Below are 18,442 nucleotides of genomic sequence, written 5' to 3'. Positions count from 1 at the left end.
TCGGGACGCGCCGACCCGGCGCCCGCGTTAGCGTGGGCGGCAGGAGGCGATTTTCTTGAGCGACGACCGCATCGACGAGTCCCAGCTGGAGGTCCACGAGCCGAAGGACGCCGCGGCGGGCGTGACCGGCGTGCGGGTGGCGATGGAGCGTTCGCTGTCCCTCATGGGGCCGAAGCGCTCCGCGCAGACCCTGCTGAAGCTCAACCAGGCCGACGGCTTCGACTGCATGAGCTGCGCCTGGCCCGACCCGGCCCCCAAGGACCGCCACACCGCGGAGTTCTGCGAGAACGGCGCCAAGGCGGTGGCCTGGGAGGGCGACACCGAACGGGCGACGCCCGACTTCTTCGCGCAGCACAGCATCGCCGACCTCGAGCAGCACGACGACATGTGGCTCGAGCGCCAGGGTCGCCTCACCCACCCGATGGTCAAGCGCTCCGGCGGCACGCACTACGAGCCGATCTCGTGGGACGAGGCGTTCCGCGAGATCGCCGCCACGCTGCGCAGCCTGCCGTCGCCGGACATGGCCTCCTTCTACACGTCCGGACGCGCGTCCAACGAGGCCGCGTTCCTGTACCAGCTGTTCGTGCGGGCCTACGGCACCAACAACCTGCCCGACTGCTCGAACATGTGCCACGAGTCCACGAGCATCGCGCTGCAGGAGTCGATCGGCATCGGCAAGGCCAGCGTCACGATCAGCGACGTCTACAACGCCGAGCTGATCATCATCGCCGGGCAGAACCCGGGCACCAACCACCCGCGGATGCTCTCCGCGCTGGAGGTGGCCAAGCGCCGGGGCGCGAAGATCATCGCGATCAACCCGCTGCGCGAGGCCGGGCTGGTGAACTTCCGCAACCCGCAGAAGCCGCGCGGCGTCGTGGGTCGCGGCACCGACATCGCCGACCTGCACCTGCCGGTCAAGCCCAACGGCGACCTGGCGCTGCTCCAGGCCATCGGCTCGCTGATCGTCGAGTGGGACGCGCTCGACCACGACTTCATCGACGCCCACACCACCGGGTTCCAGGACTGGGCCGAGCACGTGCGCCAGGTCGACTGGGCGCAGGTCGAGCAGGTCACCGAGCTGACCCGCGACCAGATCACCGAGGCGGCCCGGTTGCTGGCCGCGTCGAAGGCCACCGTCTGGTGCTGGGCCATGGGCATCACGCAGCACCGCAACGCCGTCGCCACCGTGAAGGAGATCGCCAACCTCGCCTTCGCCCGCGGCGACCTGGGCAAGAAGGGTGCCGGGCTGTTCCCCGTCCGCGGCCACTCCAACGTGCAGGGCGACCGCACGATGGGCATCTGGGAGCGTCCGCCGCAGAAGTTCCTCGACTCGCTGCAGGCCGAGTTCGGCTTCGACCCGCCGCGCCACGAGGGTCTCGACACCGTCGACACGATCCGCGGCCTGCGCGACGGCAAGGTCGAGTTCTTCATGGGCCTGGGCGGCAACTTCGTCACGGCCTCCCCCGACACCGACGTCACCCGCGACGCGATGCGCCGGTCCCGGATGACCGTCCACGTCGCGACGAAGCTCAACCGCTCGCACCTGACCTGCGGCGACGTCGCCCTGCTGCTGCCGACGCTCGGCCGCACCGAGAAGGACGTCCAGGCGACCGGCGAGCAGATCATCACCGTCGAGGACTCCGTCTGCGCCGTCCACGCCTCGCACGGGCCGCTCGAGCCGGCCAGCCCGCACCTGCGCTCGGAGGTCGCGATCATCGCCGGCATCGCCGCCGCGACGCTCGCCGACACCGAGGGCGGCGCCGACCGGCACGGCATCGACTGGCTGTCGATGAAGGACGACTACGACATCATCCGCGACCACATCTCGCGCGTCGTGGCCGGCTGCGAGGACTACAACGCCCGTTGCCGCAAGCAGGGCGGCTTCCTGCTGCCCCACCCGCCGCGCGACTCGCGCTCGTTCGAGACCGAGTCGGGCCGGGGCGAGTTCGAGGTGTCGCCGATCGAGGTGCTGCACGTGCCCGAGGGACACCTGCTGCTGCACACGATGCGCAGCCACGACCAGTTCAACACCACCATCTACGGCACCTCCGACCGCTACCGCGGCATCGAGGGCGGCCGGCACGTGGTCTTCATGCACCGCGAGGACGTCGCGGCGCACGGCCTGCGCGCGGGCGACTTCGTCGACCTGCACACGCGCTGGGAGGACGACGACGTCGAGCGCTGCGCCGACCGGTTCCGCGTCGTCGAGTACGACGTGCCGCGCGGCACGATCGGCGCGTACTACCCCGAGGCGAACGTCCTGGTTCCGTTGGACTCCACCGCGCTCAAGAGCAACCAGCCGACCTACAAGTCGGTCGTCGTGTGGCTGACCCCGTCCAGCCCGCACACGCACGGCGGCGCCGACGGCGGCGAGCAGGACTCGGTGCGGTCCGACGACACGCACAAGACCCACCCGCAGCCCACCCACCTGTCGTGACCGACTCCTTCGACCTGCAGCGCTTCGTCGACGCCCAGGGCCGCGACGTCCACGACCGGGTGGTCGCCGAGCTGACCGCCGGGCGCAAGCGCACGCACTGGATGTGGTTCGTGTTCCCGCAGATGGCCGGGCTCGGCCGCAGCGAGACGTCCATGCGCTACGCCATCAGCTCGCCCGAGGAGGCCGAGGCGTACCTCGCGCACCCCGTGCTCGGGCCCCGGCTGGTCGAGCTGGCGATCATCGTCCGCGACCTCGACCGGGCACCCGAGGACGTGCTCGGGCCGGTCGACGCGCAGAAGCTGCACTCGTCGATGACGCTGTTCGCCCGCACGGCGGCCGACGAGCCGGTGTTCGGCCAGGTGCTCGAGCGCTGGTACGCCGGGTGCCCGGACGCCGCCACCGACCGGCTGCTCAGCCTGGCCTGACCCCGTCACGCGACGAGCCCGCCCGAGCAGTGCTCGGGCGGGCTCGTCGTGGCTGGGCCGTCAGCCGAACAGGTCGACCGCCTTGGCCGCCGTCTCGTAGATGCCGTAGCCGAGCGGGATGCCGACCACCGCCCAGGCCAGCACGAGCAGCGGGGTCTGCCGCTCCACGTCGTGCGCCTCGACCACGTCGCCGTCGGCGCTGGCCGCCGTCGGCTCGGTGCGGCCGGGCTCGTGGAAGCGGTCCGCGACCGGCCGGATCAGCAGGTTGGCCACGAACCCGACGGCCAGCAGCGCCGCCATGGTCAGCAGCGCCGGCCGGTAGTCGGCGGCCTGGAGGTTGCCCGGCTCGCCGCGCGCGTCCAGGAAGCCGTTGACGATGAGCGGTCCGGCGATGCCCGCGGCCGACCACGCCGTCAGCAGCCGGCCGTGGATCGCACCGACCTGGAAGGTGCCGAACAGGTCGCGCAGGTAGGCCGGCGCCGTGGCGAAGCCGCCGCCGTAGAAGCTCAGGATGATGCCGGCCAGCACGACGAACAGCACGACCGACGTCGAGCCCTGCAGCGCGAGCACGAGGTACAGCACCACGCCGACGCCGAGGTAGAGCATGTAGATCGGCTTGCGCCCCACGACGTCCGAGGTGGACGACCAGACGAACCGGCCCGCCATGTTGCACAGTGACAGCACGCCGACGAAGCCCGCGGCCGACGCGGCCGCGACCGTCGACTCGCCGTTCTCGCGGAAGAAGTCCTGGATCATCGGCGCGGCCTGCTCGAGGATGCCGATGCCGGCGGTGACGTTGCAGAACAGCACGACCCACAGGAACCAGAACTGCGGCGTGCGGATGGCGTTGTTGGCCGAGACGCTCTCGGTGGTCACGAGCGACTTCTGCTTCACCGTCGACGGGTCGAAGCCGGCCGGCCGCCAGCCCGGCGGCGGCACCTTGATCAGCCAGGCCCCGAACGACATGACGAGCAGGTGGACGACCGCGAACGTGATGAACAGCTTCGCGACGGCCGAGCCGGACGCGACCCCGCTGGCGGTGTCGAACGCGCTGTCGTAGCGCTCCAGCAGCCACGACGACGCCGGGCTGGCGATCATCGCGCCGCCGCCGAAGCCCATGATCGCCATGCCGGTGGCCAGGCCGGGCCGGTCGGGGAACCACTTGATCAGCGTCGAGACCGGCGAGATGTACCCGATGCCCAGGCCGATGCCGCCGATGACGCCGTAGCCGAGGTAGACCAGCCACAGCTGCTCACTGACGATGCCCAGGGCCGCGACCAGGAACCCGGTCGCCCAGCACGCGGCGGCCGCCGCCATGGCCCGGCGCGGGCCGCCGGTGTCGACCCACGTGCCGAACACCGCGGCCGAGACGCCGAGCATGACGATGGCCAGCGAGAAGATGAAGCCGATCGCGGTCAGCGAGGAGTCGAAGTGCTCGACCAGCGAGCTCTTGTAGACGCTGGTCGCGTACACCTGGCCGATGCACAGGTGCACCGCCAGCGCGGCCGGCGGGATGAGCCATCGGTTGAACGTGGGCTTGGCGACCGTGCGGTCGCGGTCGAGCACGGCGAGCGTCATGGATGTACCCCCTGGAGTGACGTGCGTCTCAACCTACGCAGGACGACGCCGCTCGGCCCGTCGGACGTCGGTCGCGGCGGCTCCACGGCCTCGGCGGTAGGGTCGGGGCCGGGAGCGAGCGCACCGTGCGGACTGGTCCGCTCACCCCGGTCCGCCCGTTCGTCGCAGGAGGTCTGCTCGTGAGCACCACGCCAGGACGAGTCTTCCTCTCCCGTCTCGTGGGCCTGGCCGTGTTCGACCCCGCCGGCGACCAGGTCGGGAAGCTGCGCGACGTCGTCATCGCCGTCCGCTCGGCCCGCCAGCGTCCGCGCGTGCTCGGCGTCGTCGTCGAGGTGCTGGGCCGCCGCCGGGTCTTCCTGCCGATCACCCGCGTCACGTCCGTGGACGCCGGCCAGGTCATCACCACCGGCCTGCTGAACGTGCGCCGCTTCGAGCAGCGCCGCACCGAGACGCTCGTGTTCGGCGAGCTGCTCGACCGCACCGTCACGCTGCCCGACGGCACCACCGGCACCGTCTACGACGTCGCGATGGAGCAGGACGCCCGTCGCGACTGGTACGTCGGCCAGCTGGCCGTGCGCGAGGCCGGCAAGCGCTTCGGCCGCCGCGGCGCGAGCCACGTCGTCGAGTGGGACGAGGTCTCGGGCCTGTCCAGCGAGGAGCCCGGCCAGGGCGCCACGCACCTGCTGGCCACGATGGACGACATGCGCCCGGTCGACGTGGCCAACGCGCTGCGCGAGCTCACGCCCAAGCGGCGCACCGAGATCGCCGCCGAGCTCACCGACGAGCGGCTCGCCGACATCCTCGAGGAGATGCCCGAGAAGCTGCAGGTCGAGATCCTCGGCGTGCTGCACCCGGAGCGAGCCGCCGACGTGCTCGGCAAGATGGACGCCGACGACGCCGCCGACCTCATGGGCGAGCTGCCCGCGGCCACCGCCAACCACCTGCTCGGGCTCATGGACGAGGACGACGCCGAGGACGTCCGCCGGCTCATGACCTACGAGGACCGCACGGCCGGCGGCATGATGACGCCCGAGCCGATCGTCCTGCCCCCGGACGCGACCATCGCCGAGGCCCTCGCCCGCGTCCGCGCCCCCGAGCTGCACCCAGCGCTGGCCAGCACCGTCTACGTGTGCCGCCCGCCGCTGGAGACGCCGACCGGACGCTTCCTGGGCGTCGTGCACTTCCAGCAGCTGCTGCGCGAGCCTCCCTCGACGCTCGTCGGCGCGGTCGTCGACAACGACATCGAGTGGCCGCGCGCCGAGAGCAGCCTCGAGGAGGTCTCGAGCCTGCTCGCGGCCTACAACATGGTCGCCCTGCCCGTGGTCGACGACGCCGCGCACCTGCTGGGCGTCGTGACCATCGACGACGTGCTCGACCACCTGCTGCCCGAGGGCTGGCGCGAGAGCGAGACCCACGGCCTGGCCTCGAGGGCGGTGCCCCGTGGCTGAGACCGGATTCCGCCTCGACCAGCCGCGCGACCCGTCGCGCCGCCGCCTGCCCCGGCCGCGCGGCGGCCGCGAGACGTTCGGCCGCTTCGCCGAGGAGTTCGCCCGCTTCATGGGCACGCCGAGGTTCCTCGGCGGCATGACGGTGCTCATCGTGCTGTGGGTGCTGTGGAACCTGCCCGGGGGCCCCGACCGTCCGCGCTTCGACGAGTACCCGTTCATCTTCCTGACGCTCGTGCTGTCGCTGCAGGCCTCGTACGCGGCGCCGCTCATCCTGCTGGCGCAGAACCGCCAGGAGGCCCGCGACCGCGTCCAGCAGGAGCAGGACCGCCAGGCCAGCGCCCAGTCGCACGCCGACATGGAGTTCCTGGCCCGCGAGGTCGCGAGCCTGCGCCTGGGCATGGGCGAGGTCGCCACCCGCGACTTCCTGCGCTCGGAGCTGCGCGACCTCGTCGAGGAGCTCGACCGCCGCCGCGAGGACGACCCCGCCGAGGGCTGAGCCGGGTGAGGGCACGCTGCCCTGCTGGCGTTACGCGCCGGTACGTACCATGGGCGTCATGGCTTCCGTCACCCGTGAGCAGGTCCTCGAGGCCCTCGCCACCGTCAACGACCCGGAGATCAAGCGACCCATCACCGAGATCGGGATGGTCGACGACGTCCTCATCGACGGTTCCAGCATCACGGTCAAGCTGCTGCTGACGGTCGCCGGCTGCCCGCTCAAGGACACGCTGACCCGCGACACGACCAACGCGGTCGTCAAGGTCGCGCCGGACGCGCAGGTGACGGTCGACATGGGCGTCATGAACGAGGAGCAGCGCAAGAACCTCCAGGAGGTGCTGCGCGGCGGCGTCACCCAGCGCGACATCCCCTTCGCCCAGCCGGGCAACCTGACCAAGGTGTACGCCATCGCCTCCGGCAAGGGCGGCGTCGGCAAGTCCTCGGTGACGGTCAACCTCGCGCTGGCCATGGCGCGCAGCGGTCTCAAGGTCGGCATCGTCGACGCCGACATCTACGGCCACTCGATCCCCGACATGCTGGGCGCCGGCGACGCGCGTCCCACGCAGGTCGAGGACATGATCATGCCCGTGCCGCTGCACGGCATGAAGGTCATCAGCATCGGCATGCTCAAGCCCGCGCGCGACCAGGTCGTCGCCTGGCGCGGCCCGATGCTCGACCGTGCTCTCGTCCAGATGCTCAGCGACGTCTACTGGGGCGACCTGGACGCGCTCTTCCTCGACCTGCCGCCGGGCACCGGCGACATGGCGATCAGCCTGGGCCAGCACCTGCCCGGCGCCGAGGTCGTCGTCGTCACCACGCCGCAGCAGGCCGCTGCGACCGTCGCCGAGCGCGCCGGCACGATGGCCTCGATGATGCACCAGCGCGTCGTCGGCGTCGTCGAGAACATGAGCTACCTCGAGCTGCCCTCGGGCGAGCGCATGGAGGTCTTCGGCTCCGGTGGCGCCGAGCAGGTCACCAAGACCCTCGGCGCGCGGCTCGGCTACGACGTGCCGCTGCTCGGCAAGGTCCCGCTCGACGAGAAGCTGCGCGTCGGTGGCGACACCGGCGAGCCGATCGTGGTCTCCGACCCCACGTCCGCGGCCGCTCAGGAGCTGCAGAAGATGGCCGACCAGCTCAGCGGTCGCACCCGCGGCCTGGCCGGCATGCAGCTCGGCCTGGCCCCCGCCGGCCGACTGTAGGCTCCAGCCATGTTCGGCATGGGGTGGGCGGAGATCGCCGTCATCATGGTGGTCGCCCTGCTCATCTTCGGTCCGGACAAGCTGCCCGAGATCGCCCGTCAGGCGGCGCGGGGCATCCGCACGGTGCGGCAGATGGCCGAGAACGCCAAGAACGACCTCGGCCGCGAGATGGGCAAGGACTTCTCCGACGTCGACCTCGCCTCGCTCGACCCGCGCGAGGTCGTGCGCCGCACCTTCCTGGACGACGACGCGTCGCCCACGAAGCCGCGGCTGAACCCCGACGTCGCCCTGCCGTCGGTGCTGCCGGTCGGCGCCCGTCCCCCGTTCGACGACGAGGCGACCTGACCTAGGCGGCTGGGGTGCGGAGCACCTTCTCCAGCGCCTTGCCCTTGGCGAGCTCGTCGACGAGCTTGTCCAGGTAGCGGATGCGCCGCATGAGCGGGTCCTCGACCTCCTGGACCTTCACCCCGCAGACCGAGCCGGTGATGAGCTCGGCGCCCGGGTTCAGGCGGGCTTCGGCGAAGAAGTCCTCGAACGTGGTGCCCGACGCCAGGTGCTGCTCCAGCTCGTCCCGGTCGAAGCCGGTGAGCCAGCACGTCACCGCGTCCAGCTCGTCGCGGGTCCGCCCCTTGCGCTCGACCTTGGTGACGTAGTGCGGGTAGACGTCCGCCACGGCGGTGGTGAAGATGCGGTGCCCCATGGGGCCAGCCTAGGCCCGAGGGCGTCCGCTCAGGCGGCGTCGGCGACCCAGCCGGCCATGCGGGCGAACCCGTCGCCGACCCGCTCCGGCAGGCTCGGGTCGTCCGGGCTCGCCGGCGTCGGCAGCTCGGCCAGGGTGCGTCCGATGCGCTCGGTGCCGGCGTCCGTCACCACCGTGTAGACGAGTCCGTCGGCGTCCCAGGTGAGGATCGTGGGCGATCCGGCGCTCATCCACACCGGCGACCCGGCCACCGTGGTGCGCGAGAAGCCGCGCACGGCGGCCTCGCTCAGGGCGCCCTGCTGCTCGTACAGGTCGAGCCGGTGCGTGCCGTTGCCGTAGCTCAGCGCGACGGTGGACGCGTCCTGGCTGCCGTGCTCGCGGCGCAGGTCGCCGGCGAGCGTGTGGTGGCACGGCCAGCCCTCGGCGGTGAGCCGCTCGGCCTGCACGTCGTCGATCGGGCTGCCGGCCGCCAGCACCGGTGACGCACCGGGACCGGCGAACGCGGCGACGTAGGCGGCGAACGGCGGCGTGACCGCGTCCGGGCCGTCGTCCGGGGCCCCCAGGGCGAAGGCGACGGCCAGCAGGGCCACGCACGAGCCGAGGACGCCGGTCGAGACGCGCATCGTGCGCGAGCGGCGCAGCCGGGCCGACCACGGCTCGTGCTCGATGCGCGCGTCGGGCAGCTGGGCGAGCGAGGCCATCAGGGAGTGCGGGACGATCGGTCCCCCGGCCTGACGCATCCGCGCCTTCATGGCCTCCTGCTGGGCCACCGCCCAGCGGCACGGCTCGCACCCCTCCAGGTGGCGACGGGCCGCCAGCGCCGCGGACTCGGGCAGCTGCCCGTCCACGTACGCGGCGACGTCGTCGTCCAGGTGCCCCATCAGACCTCGACCGGGCCCCCGACACGGGTGCGCCCGCCCTGCGGGGCGCGGTGCGCGAGGGCCTGGCGCAGCTGCGTGCGTCCGCGGTGGATGCGCGAACGGACCGTGCCGAGCTTGACGCCCAGCACGTCGGCGATCTCCTCGTACGACAGGCCCTCGACGTCGCACAGCACGACGGCGACGCGGAAGTCCTCGGACAGCGACTGCAGCGCGGTCTCGACGTCGGGGTCGAAGCCGGCCTCGTGCACGGACGCGTCCGGCTGCACCTCGCGCGAGAGCAGGCGCTCCTCGGCACCCTCGGCGAACCCGTCCATGCGGATGCGCGAGCGACGACGGGCGCGGTCGAGGAACAGGTTGGTCGTGATGCGGTGGATCCAGCCCTCGAAGTTGCCGGTCTCGTAGCGGTCGAGGGAGCGGAACACCCGGACGAACACGTCCTGGGTCAGGTCCTCGGCGTCCTGGCGGTTGCCGGTGAGCCGGTACGCCAGGCGGTAGACGCGGGCGGAGTGCTGCGCCACCACGTCGTGCCAGTCGAGCGTCTGGGTCACGGGCTCCTGAACCTCGTTCATGGCCCGATCCTTTCGGGCCTTGCTGAGAGAACGCCGAGAGCCCGCTGATGGTTCCCTACGCGAAAACCGCTCCACGTCCCTCGATCCGTCCCTCGTCTGCTCCGGTGACGAACGACGCGCGCACCGTGACCGGGTTCCTCAGCATCGCGGGGCTGGTGCTGATCGGCGTCGCCGCCGCGCTGCTCCACGCCGGGCTCGACGACGGGGACGCGACGACGACCGCCTGGGCCGTGCTGCTGCTCGTGCTCGGCACCCTGGGCGCCGGCGTGGGCGCCGTCGTGCTCGGCGTCACGCTGGCCGACAGCCGTGACGACGCGCTACGGTGAATGTCCCGCACACCGCGTGTCGCCCGTGATTGCAGGGCGGAGGCGGGCCTAGGCTGGGCCTGACCAGACGAAGGAGCCCTCCGATCACCACGTCAGCCAGCCTCGAGCTCTCCGAGCGCCACGTCCCTGAGGACGAGCACCTCGCCGCCGCACGCGACCGCGCGCGCCAGGTGGGCGTCACCCCGCTCTCGCAGGGTGCGGCCAGCACGCTCGCCCTGCTCGTCTCGACCCTGCAGGCTCGCGCCGTGGTCGAGGTCGGCACCGGCACCGGCGTCTCGGGCCTCACGATGCTCCGCGCGATGGCCGACGGCGGCGTGCTCACGTCGGTCGACCTGGAGGCCGAGCACCAGCGCCTGGCCCGCGACACGTTCCGCGAGGCGGGTCTGCCGCCCCAGCGCTTCCGGCTCATCGCCGGCGCCGCCCTCGACGTCCTGCCGCGGCTGACCGACGGCGGCTACGACCTCGTGCTGATCGACGGCGACAAGGTCGAGTACCTGGACTACCTGGCCGAGGCCAAGCGCCTCGTCCGTCCCGGCGGGCTCGTCGTGATCGACAACGCGCTGTGGCACGACCGCGTCGCGGACGCCGACCAGCGCGACCCGGAGACGACCGCGATCCGCGAGACGATCGCCGCGGTGGTGGCTGACGACGCGATGCGCAGCTCGCTCCTGCCGATGGGCGACGGCCTGCTCGTCGCCCAGCGACTGGCCTAGCCCTCGAACCGGGCGGCCGAGCGGAAGCCGCCCGGACCCCGCACGACGGCGACGGTCTCGAACGGCTCGATCAGCTCGGGGGCCGCGCCGATCAGCTTCGAGCCGGGCAGGTCGGCGGCCTGCTCCTCCATCTGCGCCTGGAACTCGGCGCGGGCGGACTCGCTGACGAACACGTACGTGCCCTCGAACCACTCGCCCTCACGGGCGCGCCAGGTCTTGAAGCGCAGGCCCTCGAGGGCTGCGAAGCGTCGGAAGGACTGCTCCTCGACGTACTCCCGCAGCGCCTCGAGGGTGCCGTCCGGCGTGCCGGTCAACGACCAGCGCACGGACAGTCCCAGCATCAGACGGCTTTGAGGGCGTCGCCGAGCGTGGCGGCTTCTTCGTTGTTGAGCTCGACGACGAGTCGTCCGCCGCCCTCGAGCGGGACGCGCATCACGATGCAGCGTCCCTCCTTGGTGACCTCCATCGGTCCGTCGCCGGTCCGTGGCTTCATGGCCGCCATTGAATCCCCTCTCGTCCTGGCACCCCCGGTGGAGAGCGCCCGGCCTATTATCCCCCATGACCGTGTGACGCGGCCAACGGATCGTCAGGAGGTCGCCCCGTGACCCACGAGGACAACGCGCCCGACACGCGTGACGCCGCCGCCGTGCGGGTGCTCACGCTCTCCGCCGGGGCCGGGCTGGACCCGCTCGTGGCGGCCCTGCACGACGTCGCGACCGACTCCTCCGTGCGATGCGTCGTCCTGGCCGGCGACCTCGGCACCGCCCTCAGGGAGGCGTCCGAGGATGCTCTCGTCCCGGTGGCGGTCGCCGCGCTGGCGGCGCTCCCCCAGCCCGTGGTCGCGGCGGTGGACGGCACGGCGCGCGGCGCGGGCCTGGCGCTCGTCTGCGCGGCCGACCTGCGCGTCCTGGCCCACGACGCCGCCCTGGACACCGGGGTGGACGCCGACGCGCTGCCGCCGCTGGGCGGGCTGTCGTGGACGCTGCCGCGCCTGGTCGGGCGCGCACGGGCGGCGGAGCTGCTGCTGCGACCGCAGGTCGTGGCGGCGAACGAGGCCCTCGCGCTGGGACTCGCCACGTACGTCGTCCCCGCTCACGAGCTCGACGACGAGGTGCAGGCGCTGGCCGAGGAGCTCGCCGCCCGGCCGCCGCTCGCCATGGCCGCGACGAAGCGGTCGCTGGCGCACGCCGACGACGACGGCCTGGTCGGCACGATGCAGCTGGAGTCGCAGCGGGTGACGATGCTGCGGCGCTCGCGCGACCACGCCGAGGCGCAGGCCGCGCGGGCCGAGGGACGTCCCCCGGTGTTCGAGGGACGCTGAATCAGGCCAGGCGGTCGGCCTGCTCGCGGCGCAGGACGTCCGCGTGCTGGGCCACGAGCTGCTCGCGCAGCTCGGCCTCGGCGCTCTCGATGGTGGTGAGCTCGGTCTGGAGGCGACGGACCTCGGCGCGGACCCGCTCGAGCTCGGTGCGCACGGTGGACAGCTCGGCCTCGGCCTGCGCCAGCGACTCGCGCTCGGCGGCCAGCTGGGCGTCGAGCGCCTCGCTGCGCTTGCGCTCGTCGGCCAGGCGCGTGCGGGTCTCGTGGACGGCCGACTCGAGCGCGGTGACCTGCTCGACGAGCTTGGTCTGGCGCTCGACGCCGGCGCGGACGCGGGCGCCCATGGTCTCGGCGAACGCGGCCTGCTCGTCGGAGCGGGCCGCCGCGGTGCGGGTGTAGGACTGGGCGGTGGTGGCGCGGTCCTGCGCCCACGAGCGACGGACCTGGGCGGTCTCGTCGCTCAGCAGGCGCGCGGCGACCGAGCCGGCGACCACGGCGTAGACGACGGCGGCCACGAGCAGGCCCGTGGAGCCGGCGGAGATCGCGGCGATACCGACGGCGGCGGCGGTCAGCAGCAGCACGACCGCGGCGAGCGTCCGGGTGGAGCGACGAGCGCGACGGTCGGTGCGGGGGGCGTCCGAGGTCTTGGCCATGGCGCCAGGCTAGGCGTGCGGGACCGGTTTTCCCGGGAGGCGCGCGGAGACCGGCGCGGGGCGGTCAGCGCAGCCAGCGGCTGTACTGGCCGGGACGACGGAACCAGTCGTGCCGCGTGCGCGGGTCGTCCGCGTGGTCGGTGTTGACCGCGACGCGGACCCGCTCGGCGCCCTCGAAGCAGCGCATGGGGATCTTGACCCGGATGGTGTCGCGCGACGTGCTGTAGGTGTACGGACGCCGTCCGCCCAGGCACGCGCCCCAGTCGCCGTAGACGTCCTCCGGGTCGGTGCCGGCGCGCACCCGGAACCAGCCGCGCGCGGATCCGGCCAGCCACTCCGCCCCCGGCACCGCGAAGAGGTAGTCGGGGCTGCGTGAGCCGGTCGTGTCGTAGTGGATCCAGAACAGGCTCTCGTCCGCGCGGCCCGGACGCACGACCTCGCGCAGCCGGATCGTGGTGACGAGCCAGCGCTGGGACTTGTTGATCTTGACCCAGCGGATGTCGGCGTGCGCAGGGGCGTCGCCGGCCCGGTCGCGGTAGCGGACGCTGGTGGCGGCGTCGGCCGACGTCGGCACGGCCACCAGGACGGTGGCGGCCACGGCGGTGGCCAGCACGGTGGAGAAGCGCATCGAGATCTCCCTCGGACGAGGCCGCCCGGGCGGCCGGAGCAGATCCTCCAGCGTAGGTCCGGGTGCTCGGTCGTCCCTCGGGTCGCCGGGCGATGGTGCGGGGTTCTTGCGGGGTGGGTCTTGGGGCTCCTTGAGCTCGTCGAAAGGAGCCTCTCGCGTGGTCGCCCGAGGGGCTGATGACGACGCGGCTGGGCGCTCGGATCGGTCAGGATCGTCGGCTCGCCCGGCCCTCGCTCGCTGAGCCTGCCGAAGCGCCTCCTCCCGTGGTCACCGGAGGGGCTGATGACGAGGCTGATCGGTCAGGTCGTCGGCTCGCCCGCGCCGCTCGCTGAGCTTGTCGAAGCACGCCTTCCGACTCGGTCGCCCAAGGGGCTGATGACGAGGCTCTTGGGTGCTCGGCGGGGTGGATTCGTCGGCTCGCCGAGCCCTCGCTCGCTGAGCTTGTCGAAGCGAGAAAGAATGCTGAATTACTAGGGATTTTCACTGGTTCATGTCATCCCGTCGAGGTAGACTAGAACAAACGTTCGACAGGGGGGGGTTCGGATGATCGGCGAACAGGTGGAGGCACTGCTGGAGGAGTCCAGCACGCTCGAGCCGTGGCGCCTGACCGGTGATCAGATCCGTTCCGAGCTGCGAGCCGCGGCCGAGGCAGTCGCCGGGCTCCAGGCCCTCACCGTGAAGCTGACGACTGCCGCCGAAGACCTGGCCCTCCCGCGTGAGGATGGCTGCACGTCGCCCACCGTCTGGCTCGCCACCACCACGAACGTCTCCCGAAGCGAGGCGTCCAAGCTCGTCTCACTGACCCGGCTCGACCCGACGCGCGGCACCATCACGCGCCAGCGGTGGGCGTCCGGCCGGCTCACGACCGAGCAGGCGCACATCATCCTGAAGGCCCTCGACGCCCTGCCCGACTGGTTCGTCGACGAGCAGCACGACGACGCCGAGGCCACCCTCCTGGAGCACGCCCGTGAGTTCGGTGCCGACGACCTGCGCCGCCTGGCCAACCGCATCGTCGAGGTCGTCGATCCCGACAGCGCGGACGAGATCATCGGCGCCCAGCTCGAGCGGCAGGAGAAACAGGCGTGGGACGAGACCCACCTGTCGATCACCCGCATGGGCCAGGACCGCTCGAGCATCCGAGGCGTGCTGCCGGACGTGCAGGCCGACATGCTCAAGACCGTGCTGGAGGGTCTGGCCTCACCCCGACGCGACGGCGCGATCTTCCGCGACGTCGACGGCGACCACTCCGATCAGGAGATCGGACGGCTCGACCACGCCCGCCGTATGGGCCTGGCGCTGTGCGAGCTGGTCGAGCACCTCCCGCAGGGCGCCTACCCGCAGGCCGGTGGCGTCGCCGCCACGGTCACGATCAACATCGACTACGACGACCTCCGCGACCGCGTCTCGCGGGCGACTCTGTCGAGCGGCTGTGACCTCAGTGCTTCCCAGGCGCGACGGCTCGCCTGCAGCGCCAACCTGCTGCCCCTCGTGCTCGACGGCGAGTCCCGCGTCCTCGACGCTGGCACCGAGAAGCGCCTCCACGACCGCTACCAGCGCGCCGTCCTCGCGAAACGGGACAAGGGGTGCTCCTGGAAAGGATGCGACCGGCCACCCGGTTGGTGCGAGGCCCACCACCTCCGACCCTGGAGCCAGGGTGGTGAGACCTCGATCGACAACGGTGCCCTGTTCTGCTTCTTCCACCACCACTTGCTCCACGACTCAGACTGGCAAGCGCGCCTCGGCCCAGACGGCGTCGTGGAAGTGATCCCGCCACCACGGATCGACCCGCAGCAGCGACCACTCCGCCACGCCCGCCACCTCAAGCACCGACCCCGCGCGCTCGAGCCGGCGAGCACCTAGGGACGAGCGACGCAGCCGGCCAGGTGGTCGTCGACCATGCCTGTGGCCTGCATGAGCGCGTACGCCGTGGTGGGTCCGACGAACTTGAAGCCGCGCTTCTTCAGTGCCTTCGCCATGGCGGTCGACTCCGGCGTGACCGCCGGGACGTCCGCGAGCGTCCGCGGTACCCGCCGCTCCTGCGGGGCGAACGACCACAGCAGCTCGGCGAACGGCTCGTCGAGCTCCAGGTAGGCCCGCGCGTTGGCGATGGTGGCGTCGATCTTGGCCCGGTTGCGGACGATGCCCGCGTCGGCGAGCAGCCGCGCCCGGTCGTCCTCGCCGAAGCCGGCGACCACCTCGGGGTCGAAGCCGGCGAACGCGGCGCGGAAGCCCTCGCGCTTGCGCAGGATCACCGCCCACGACAGCCCCGACTGGAACGCCTCCAGGCTCACCCGCTCGAACAGCCCGCGGTCGTCGCGGACCGGCCGGCCCCACTCCGTGTCGTGGTACGCCGTCATGTCCGGTGCGTTGCCCCATGGGCAGCGCAGGACGCCGTCCTCCCCCGGCTCCGCCCCGCGCTCGGTCACGACTTCTTGGGGAAGGCCTCGAGCGCCTCCTCGACGTCGTCGGTGAGGACGATACGGTCGAGGTCGGCGGCGACGATGTTGCCCGCGGTCAGCATGGTGCTGCGCATCCACTCGATCAGGCCCGACCAGTAGTCGACGCCGACGAGGACGACCGGGTACTCGGTGATCTTGTGCGTCTGGGCCAGGGTCAGCGCCTCGAACAGCTCGTCCATCGTGCCGAAGCCGCCGGGCAGCACGAGCGCGCCGTCGGTGTACTTCACGAACATCGTCTTGCGCACGAAGAAGTAGCGGAAGTTGATGCCGAGGTCGACCCAGTCGTTGAGGCTCTGCTCGTGCGGCAGCTCGATGCCCAGGCCGACGGACGTGCCGCCGCACTCGGACGCGCCACGGTTCGCCGCCTCCATGATGCCGGGGCCGCCGCCGGTCACGACCGCGTAGCCGCGCTGGCACAGGCCCTGCGCGATCTCCTCGGCCATGAGCGAGTGCCGGTCGTCCTGCGGCGTCCGCGCCGAGCCGAAGACCGCGACCGCCGGGCCGAGCTCGGCCAGCGCGCCGAAGCCCTCGACGAACTCGGACTGGATGCGCAGCACGCGCCACGGGTCGGTGTGCAGCCAGTCTGTGTCGCCGTGGCTGTCGAGCAGGCGCTGGTCGGTGGTCGTCTCCTTGACCATCTTGCGCCGCAGCCGCACCGGACCCAGGTGGGTGTCGCCGTACGTCCGCTTCTCGTCGCTCATGCGCCCAACCACCTGTTCATCCGCTCCTCCACCTGACGCAGCTGCTCGACCGGCACGTGCTCGTCGGCCTTGTGGGCGAACAGCGGGTCGCCCGGACCGTAGTTGACCGCCGGGACGCCCAGCCTCGTGAACTGCGAGACGTCCGTCCAGCCGAACTTAGGCTTCACCTCGCCGCCGACGGCGGCCACGAAGTCCTGCACCGCGGGACGCGAGAGGCCGGGCAGGGCACCGGGCGAGGAGTCGGTCACCTCGAGCTCGAACCCGTCGAAGACCTCGCGGACGTGCGCGAGCGCCGCGGCCTCGTCGCGGTCGGGCGCGAAGCGGTAGTTCACCGTCACGCGGCACTCGTCGGGGATGACGTTGCCGGCCACGCCCCCGTTCACGAGGACGGCGTTGAGCCCCTCGCGGTACTCCAGGCCGTCGATGTCGACGCGGCGCGGCTCGTAGGCGTTCAGCCGGGCCAGCACCTGGTGCGCGGCGTGGATGGCGTTGGAGCCCATCCACGAGCGGGCCGAGTGCGACCGCTCGCCGCGGGTGACGACGTCGAAGCGCATCGTGCCCTGGCAGCCGGCCTCGATGCCGCCGTCCGAGGGCTCCATGAGGATCGCGAAGTCGCCGGCGAGCAGCTCGGGACGCTCACGGGCGAGGCGGCCGAGACCGTTGTGGACGGCGGCGACCTCCTCGGCCTCGTAGAAGACGTAGGTGACGTCGCGCGAGGGCTCGGACAGGTGCGCGGCCAGGCGCAGCGCGACGGCGACCCCGCCCTTCATGTCGCACGAGCCCAGGCCCCACAGCACGCCGTCCTCGAGCCGCGACGGGAAGTTGCCGTTGACCGGCACCGTGTCGAGGTGGCCGGCGACGACGACCCGCTCGGCGCGGCCCAGGTCCGTCCGGGCCACGAGCGTGTGGCCGTCGCGGACGACGTCCAGGTGCGGGGCGGCCCGCAGCACGGCCTCGACGGCGTCGGCGATCGCCTGCTCGTCGAAGCTCTCCGAGGCGATGTCGACCAGGTCGGCGGTCAGCGCGACGACGTCGCGCGAGGGGTCCAGGGAAGGCACGCCCTCATCATGGCAGCCGGTCCCCTCGACGGGCTCGGGGAGCGGACGGCCGGCTCGGGGAGCGGAGCGGAGCGGTGCCGCCGGCCGAGCCCGTCGAGACCCGGCTCAGTCGTCGAAGACGCAGAACTCGTTGCCCTCGGGGTCGGCCATGACCGTCCAGTGGATGTCGCCGCCCTTCTCCCGCAGGACCGTCGCGCCCTTCGCGACCAGGTCGGCGATGGTCGCGCCCTCGACGAGGTCGACGTCCCAGTGGATGCGGTTCTTGGTCGTCTTCGGCTCGGGCACCGGCACGAAGTCGAACGACTCGAACGGCACGCCCGGCGCGTCGTCGAGGTAGGAGTAGCCCGAGTCGTCGTGCGTGAGCGTGCCGCCCATGACGTCGGCCCACCAGCGCGAGATCGCGACGTGGTCGACGGCGTCGACGACGACGTCCTTGAGCCGGTACTCCGGCAGCTCCTCGTCGCGGTTCCACTCGAAGACGCAGAACTCGTCGCCCTCGGGGCCGGCGAACACGGTCCACGGGAAGTGCCCGTCCTCGGTGAGCTGCTGCAGGTCGCGGAAGTCCTCGACCGAGCGGCCCCAGACGTCCAGGTGCACGCGGTTCTTCACGGTCTTGGGCTCCAGCACCTTGTTCGGCCAGACGGTGTGCTCCGCGGTCGGCCCGACGAGCTTGACGTCGTCGGGGTCGAGGTCCGGGCGGGCCGTCTGCACCCCCAGGATGCGGCTGTAGAAGAGGCCTCCCACGTGCAGGTCGTTGACGTCGACGCAGAGGGCTTGGAAGGTGACCAGGCTCATGGCACGAACCTAGGGCGTGGAGCGGACCGACGCGACCGGTCCGTCGGGCCGGCCCGA

General features: G+C 72.0%; 22 protein-coding genes. 10 read left to right on the top strand and 12 right to left on the bottom strand.

The annotated features are described in order from the left end of the window. Positions 1 to 55: 55 nt before the first annotated feature. Both HGAM_RS08385 and HGAM_RS08380 read left to right on the top strand, forming a co-directional pair. Positions 56 to 2,437, top strand: a complete 2,382-nt coding sequence (locus tag HGAM_RS08385; RefSeq protein WP_019145036.1) for an FdhF/YdeP family oxidoreductase — start codon at positions 56 to 58, stop codon at positions 2,435 to 2,437. Then, positions 2,434 to 2,862 carry a DUF1810 domain-containing protein gene (locus HGAM_RS08380; protein ID WP_019145035.1) on the top strand — a complete coding sequence of 143 codons (429 nt, stop codon included), beginning with the start codon at positions 2,434 to 2,436 and terminating at the stop codon, positions 2,860 to 2,862. The genes HGAM_RS08385 and HGAM_RS08380 overlap by 4 nt, the downstream gene beginning before the upstream one ends. A gap of 60 nt (positions 2,863 to 2,922) precedes the next feature. Here HGAM_RS08380 and HGAM_RS18450 read toward each other — a convergent pair whose 3' ends face one another. Next, entirely contained in the window at positions 2,923 to 4,440 is a 1,518-nt protein-coding gene (locus tag HGAM_RS18450) for an OFA family MFS transporter (protein ID WP_019145034.1), read from the bottom strand. Between the two features lie 179 nt (positions 4,441 to 4,619). On the opposite strand from HGAM_RS18450, the gene HGAM_RS08370 reads away from it, so the two are divergent. The 4 genes from HGAM_RS08370 to HGAM_RS08355 are packed head-to-tail and all read left to right on the top strand — an operon-like array spanning position 4,620 to position 7,927. Continuing rightward, positions 4,620 to 5,888: a magnesium transporter MgtE N-terminal domain-containing protein gene (locus HGAM_RS08370; protein ID WP_038951657.1), complete on the top strand. Its 1,269-nt coding sequence runs from the start codon at positions 4,620 to 4,622 to the stop codon at positions 5,886 to 5,888. Then, positions 5,881 to 6,384 carry a DUF1003 domain-containing protein gene (locus HGAM_RS18445; protein WP_019145032.1) on the top strand — a complete coding sequence of 168 codons (504 nt, stop codon included), beginning with the start codon at positions 5,881 to 5,883 and terminating at the stop codon, positions 6,382 to 6,384. The genes HGAM_RS08370 and HGAM_RS18445 overlap by 8 nt, the downstream gene beginning before the upstream one ends. A gap of 58 nt (positions 6,385 to 6,442) precedes the next feature. Further along, positions 6,443 to 7,582: an Mrp/NBP35 family ATP-binding protein gene (locus tag HGAM_RS08360; protein WP_019145031.1), complete on the top strand. Its 1,140-nt coding sequence runs from the start codon at positions 6,443 to 6,445 to the stop codon at positions 7,580 to 7,582. A gap of 9 nt (positions 7,583 to 7,591) precedes the next feature. After that, positions 7,592 to 7,927, top strand: a complete 336-nt coding sequence (locus tag HGAM_RS08355) for a sec-independent translocase (protein ID WP_019145030.1) — start codon at positions 7,592 to 7,594, stop codon at positions 7,925 to 7,927. Between the two features lies 1 nt (position 7,928). On the opposite strand, the gene HGAM_RS08350 is transcribed toward HGAM_RS08355, so the two are convergent. Genes HGAM_RS08350 through sigE form a run of 3 tightly spaced genes read right to left on the bottom strand, consistent with a single transcriptional unit; the run spans position 7,929 to position 9,732 of the window. Then, a complete protein-coding gene (locus HGAM_RS08350; RefSeq protein WP_019145029.1) occupies positions 7,929 to 8,282 on the bottom strand; it encodes a DUF2200 domain-containing protein in 354 nt (117 codons plus the stop codon). 29 nt (positions 8,283 to 8,311) lie between these two features. After that, entirely contained in the window at positions 8,312 to 9,163 is an 852-nt protein-coding gene (locus HGAM_RS18440) for a zf-HC2 domain-containing protein (protein ID WP_019145028.1), read from the bottom strand. Beyond that, positions 9,163 to 9,732 carry an RNA polymerase sigma factor SigE gene (gene sigE / locus HGAM_RS08340; protein ID WP_019145027.1) on the bottom strand — a complete coding sequence of 190 codons (570 nt, stop codon included), beginning with the start codon at positions 9,730 to 9,732 and terminating at the stop codon, positions 9,163 to 9,165. The genes HGAM_RS18440 and sigE overlap by 1 nt, the downstream gene beginning before the upstream one ends. 104 nt (positions 9,733 to 9,836) lie before the next feature. Here sigE and HGAM_RS08335 point away from each other — a divergent pair, with 104 nt between their 5' ends. Next, positions 9,837 to 10,058, top strand: a complete 222-nt coding sequence (locus HGAM_RS08335) for a hypothetical protein (RefSeq protein ID WP_019145026.1) — start codon at positions 9,837 to 9,839, stop codon at positions 10,056 to 10,058. 170 nt (positions 10,059 to 10,228) lie between these two features. Beyond that, on the top strand, positions 10,229 to 10,771 hold the full coding sequence (locus tag HGAM_RS08330) for an O-methyltransferase (protein WP_019145025.1): 543 nt from the start codon (positions 10,229 to 10,231) through the stop codon (positions 10,769 to 10,771). Here HGAM_RS08330 and HGAM_RS08325 read toward each other — a convergent pair. Beyond that, on the bottom strand, positions 10,768 to 11,112 hold the full coding sequence (locus HGAM_RS08325) for a hypothetical protein (protein ID WP_019145024.1): 345 nt from the start codon (positions 11,110 to 11,112) through the stop codon (positions 10,768 to 10,770). The two genes, HGAM_RS08330 and HGAM_RS08325, sit on opposite strands and share 4 nt — an antisense overlap. Beyond that, a complete protein-coding gene (locus tag HGAM_RS20070) occupies positions 11,112 to 11,273 on the bottom strand; it encodes a DUF3117 domain-containing protein (RefSeq protein ID WP_019145023.1) in 162 nt (53 codons plus the stop codon). The genes HGAM_RS08325 and HGAM_RS20070 overlap by 1 nt, the downstream gene beginning before the upstream one ends. A 99-nt stretch (positions 11,274 to 11,372) precedes the next feature. Between HGAM_RS20070 and HGAM_RS18435 the strand changes: the two genes are divergently transcribed. After that, entirely contained in the window at positions 11,373 to 12,092 is a 720-nt protein-coding gene (locus HGAM_RS18435; protein ID WP_019145022.1) for an enoyl-CoA hydratase/isomerase family protein, read from the top strand. A gap of 1 nt (position 12,093) precedes the next feature. On the opposite strand, the gene HGAM_RS08310 is transcribed toward HGAM_RS18435, so the two are convergent. After that, complete coding sequence (locus HGAM_RS08310) at positions 12,094 to 12,744, bottom strand: hypothetical protein (protein ID WP_019145021.1); 651 nt, start codon at positions 12,742 to 12,744, stop codon at positions 12,094 to 12,096. Between the two features lie 64 nt (positions 12,745 to 12,808). Further along, complete coding sequence (locus tag HGAM_RS08305) at positions 12,809 to 13,372, bottom strand: hypothetical protein (RefSeq protein WP_019145020.1); 564 nt, start codon at positions 13,370 to 13,372, stop codon at positions 12,809 to 12,811. A 543-nt stretch (positions 13,373 to 13,915) separates the two neighbouring features. Between HGAM_RS08305 and HGAM_RS08300 the strand changes: the two genes are divergently transcribed. Continuing rightward, positions 13,916 to 15,232, top strand: coding sequence for an HNH endonuclease signature motif containing protein (locus HGAM_RS08300; protein ID WP_019145019.1), 1,317 nt, complete (start codon positions 13,916 to 13,918; stop codon positions 15,230 to 15,232). Here HGAM_RS08300 and HGAM_RS08295 read toward each other — a convergent pair. The 4 genes from HGAM_RS08295 to HGAM_RS08280 form a co-directional block, all read right to left on the bottom strand. After that, positions 15,229 to 15,729 (bottom strand): DNA-3-methyladenine glycosylase I, encoded by a 501-nt coding sequence (locus tag HGAM_RS08295; protein ID WP_019145018.1) that lies wholly within the window; start codon positions 15,727 to 15,729, stop codon positions 15,229 to 15,231. The genes HGAM_RS08300 and HGAM_RS08295 overlap by 4 nt on opposite strands. A 65-nt stretch (positions 15,730 to 15,794) precedes the next feature. Further along, the gene (locus HGAM_RS18430; RefSeq protein WP_019145017.1) at positions 15,795 to 16,532 is read right to left on the bottom strand and encodes an LOG family protein; all 738 of its coding nucleotides are present in this window, start codon (positions 16,530 to 16,532) and stop codon (positions 15,795 to 15,797) included. Then, on the bottom strand, positions 16,529 to 17,590 hold the full coding sequence (gene dapE / locus HGAM_RS08285) for a succinyl-diaminopimelate desuccinylase (RefSeq protein ID WP_019145016.1): 1,062 nt from the start codon (positions 17,588 to 17,590) through the stop codon (positions 16,529 to 16,531). Before dapE ends, HGAM_RS18430 begins: the two co-directional genes overlap by 4 nt. Positions 17,591 to 17,695: 105 nt before the next feature. Further along, the gene (locus HGAM_RS08280; RefSeq protein WP_019145015.1) at positions 17,696 to 18,385 is read right to left on the bottom strand and encodes a VOC family protein; all 690 of its coding nucleotides are present in this window, start codon (positions 18,383 to 18,385) and stop codon (positions 17,696 to 17,698) included. Between the last annotated feature and the right edge of the window lie 57 nt (positions 18,386 to 18,442).

The sequence above is a fragment of the Aeromicrobium massiliense JC14 genome (assembly GCF_000312105.1).
Taxonomy (GTDB): Bacteria; Actinomycetota; Actinomycetes; order Propionibacteriales; family Nocardioidaceae; genus Aeromicrobium; species Aeromicrobium massiliense.
This window is presented reverse-complemented; position numbering and strand designations above follow the sequence as displayed.

Coding starts and splice junctions, on each gene's coding strand:
- HGAM_RS18440 (WP_019145028.1), bottom strand. CDS start 9,163: ATGGGGCACCTGGACGACGACGTCGCCGCGTACGTGGACGGGCAGCTG.
- sigE (WP_019145027.1), bottom strand. CDS start 9,732: ATGAACGAGGTTCAGGAGCCCGTGACCCAGACGCTCGACTGGCACGAC.
- HGAM_RS18430 (WP_019145017.1), bottom strand. CDS start 16,532: ATGAGCGACGAGAAGCGGACGTACGGCGACACCCACCTGGGTCCGGTG.
- HGAM_RS18450 (WP_019145034.1), bottom strand. CDS start 4,440: ATGACGCTCGCCGTGCTCGACCGCGACCGCACGGTCGCCAAGCCCACG.
- HGAM_RS08325 (WP_019145024.1), bottom strand. CDS start 11,112: ATGCTGGGACTGTCCGTGCGCTGGTCGTTGACCGGCACGCCGGACGGC.
- HGAM_RS08300 (WP_019145019.1), top strand. CDS start 13,916: ATGATCGGCGAACAGGTGGAGGCACTGCTGGAGGAGTCCAGCACGCTC.
- HGAM_RS20070 (WP_019145023.1), bottom strand. CDS start 11,273: ATGGCGGCCATGAAGCCACGGACCGGCGACGGACCGATGGAGGTCACC.
- HGAM_RS08305 (WP_019145020.1), bottom strand. CDS start 13,372: ATGCGCTTCTCCACCGTGCTGGCCACCGCCGTGGCCGCCACCGTCCTG.
- HGAM_RS08355 (WP_019145030.1), top strand. CDS start 7,592: ATGTTCGGCATGGGGTGGGCGGAGATCGCCGTCATCATGGTGGTCGCC.
- HGAM_RS08280 (WP_019145015.1), bottom strand. CDS start 18,385: ATGAGCCTGGTCACCTTCCAAGCCCTCTGCGTCGACGTCAACGACCTG.
- HGAM_RS08310 (WP_019145021.1), bottom strand. CDS start 12,744: ATGGCCAAGACCTCGGACGCCCCCCGCACCGACCGTCGCGCTCGTCGC.
- HGAM_RS08295 (WP_019145018.1), bottom strand. CDS start 15,729: ATGACGGCGTACCACGACACGGAGTGGGGCCGGCCGGTCCGCGACGAC.
- HGAM_RS08350 (WP_019145029.1), bottom strand. CDS start 8,282: ATGGGGCACCGCATCTTCACCACCGCCGTGGCGGACGTCTACCCGCAC.
- HGAM_RS08360 (WP_019145031.1), top strand. CDS start 6,443: ATGGCTTCCGTCACCCGTGAGCAGGTCCTCGAGGCCCTCGCCACCGTC.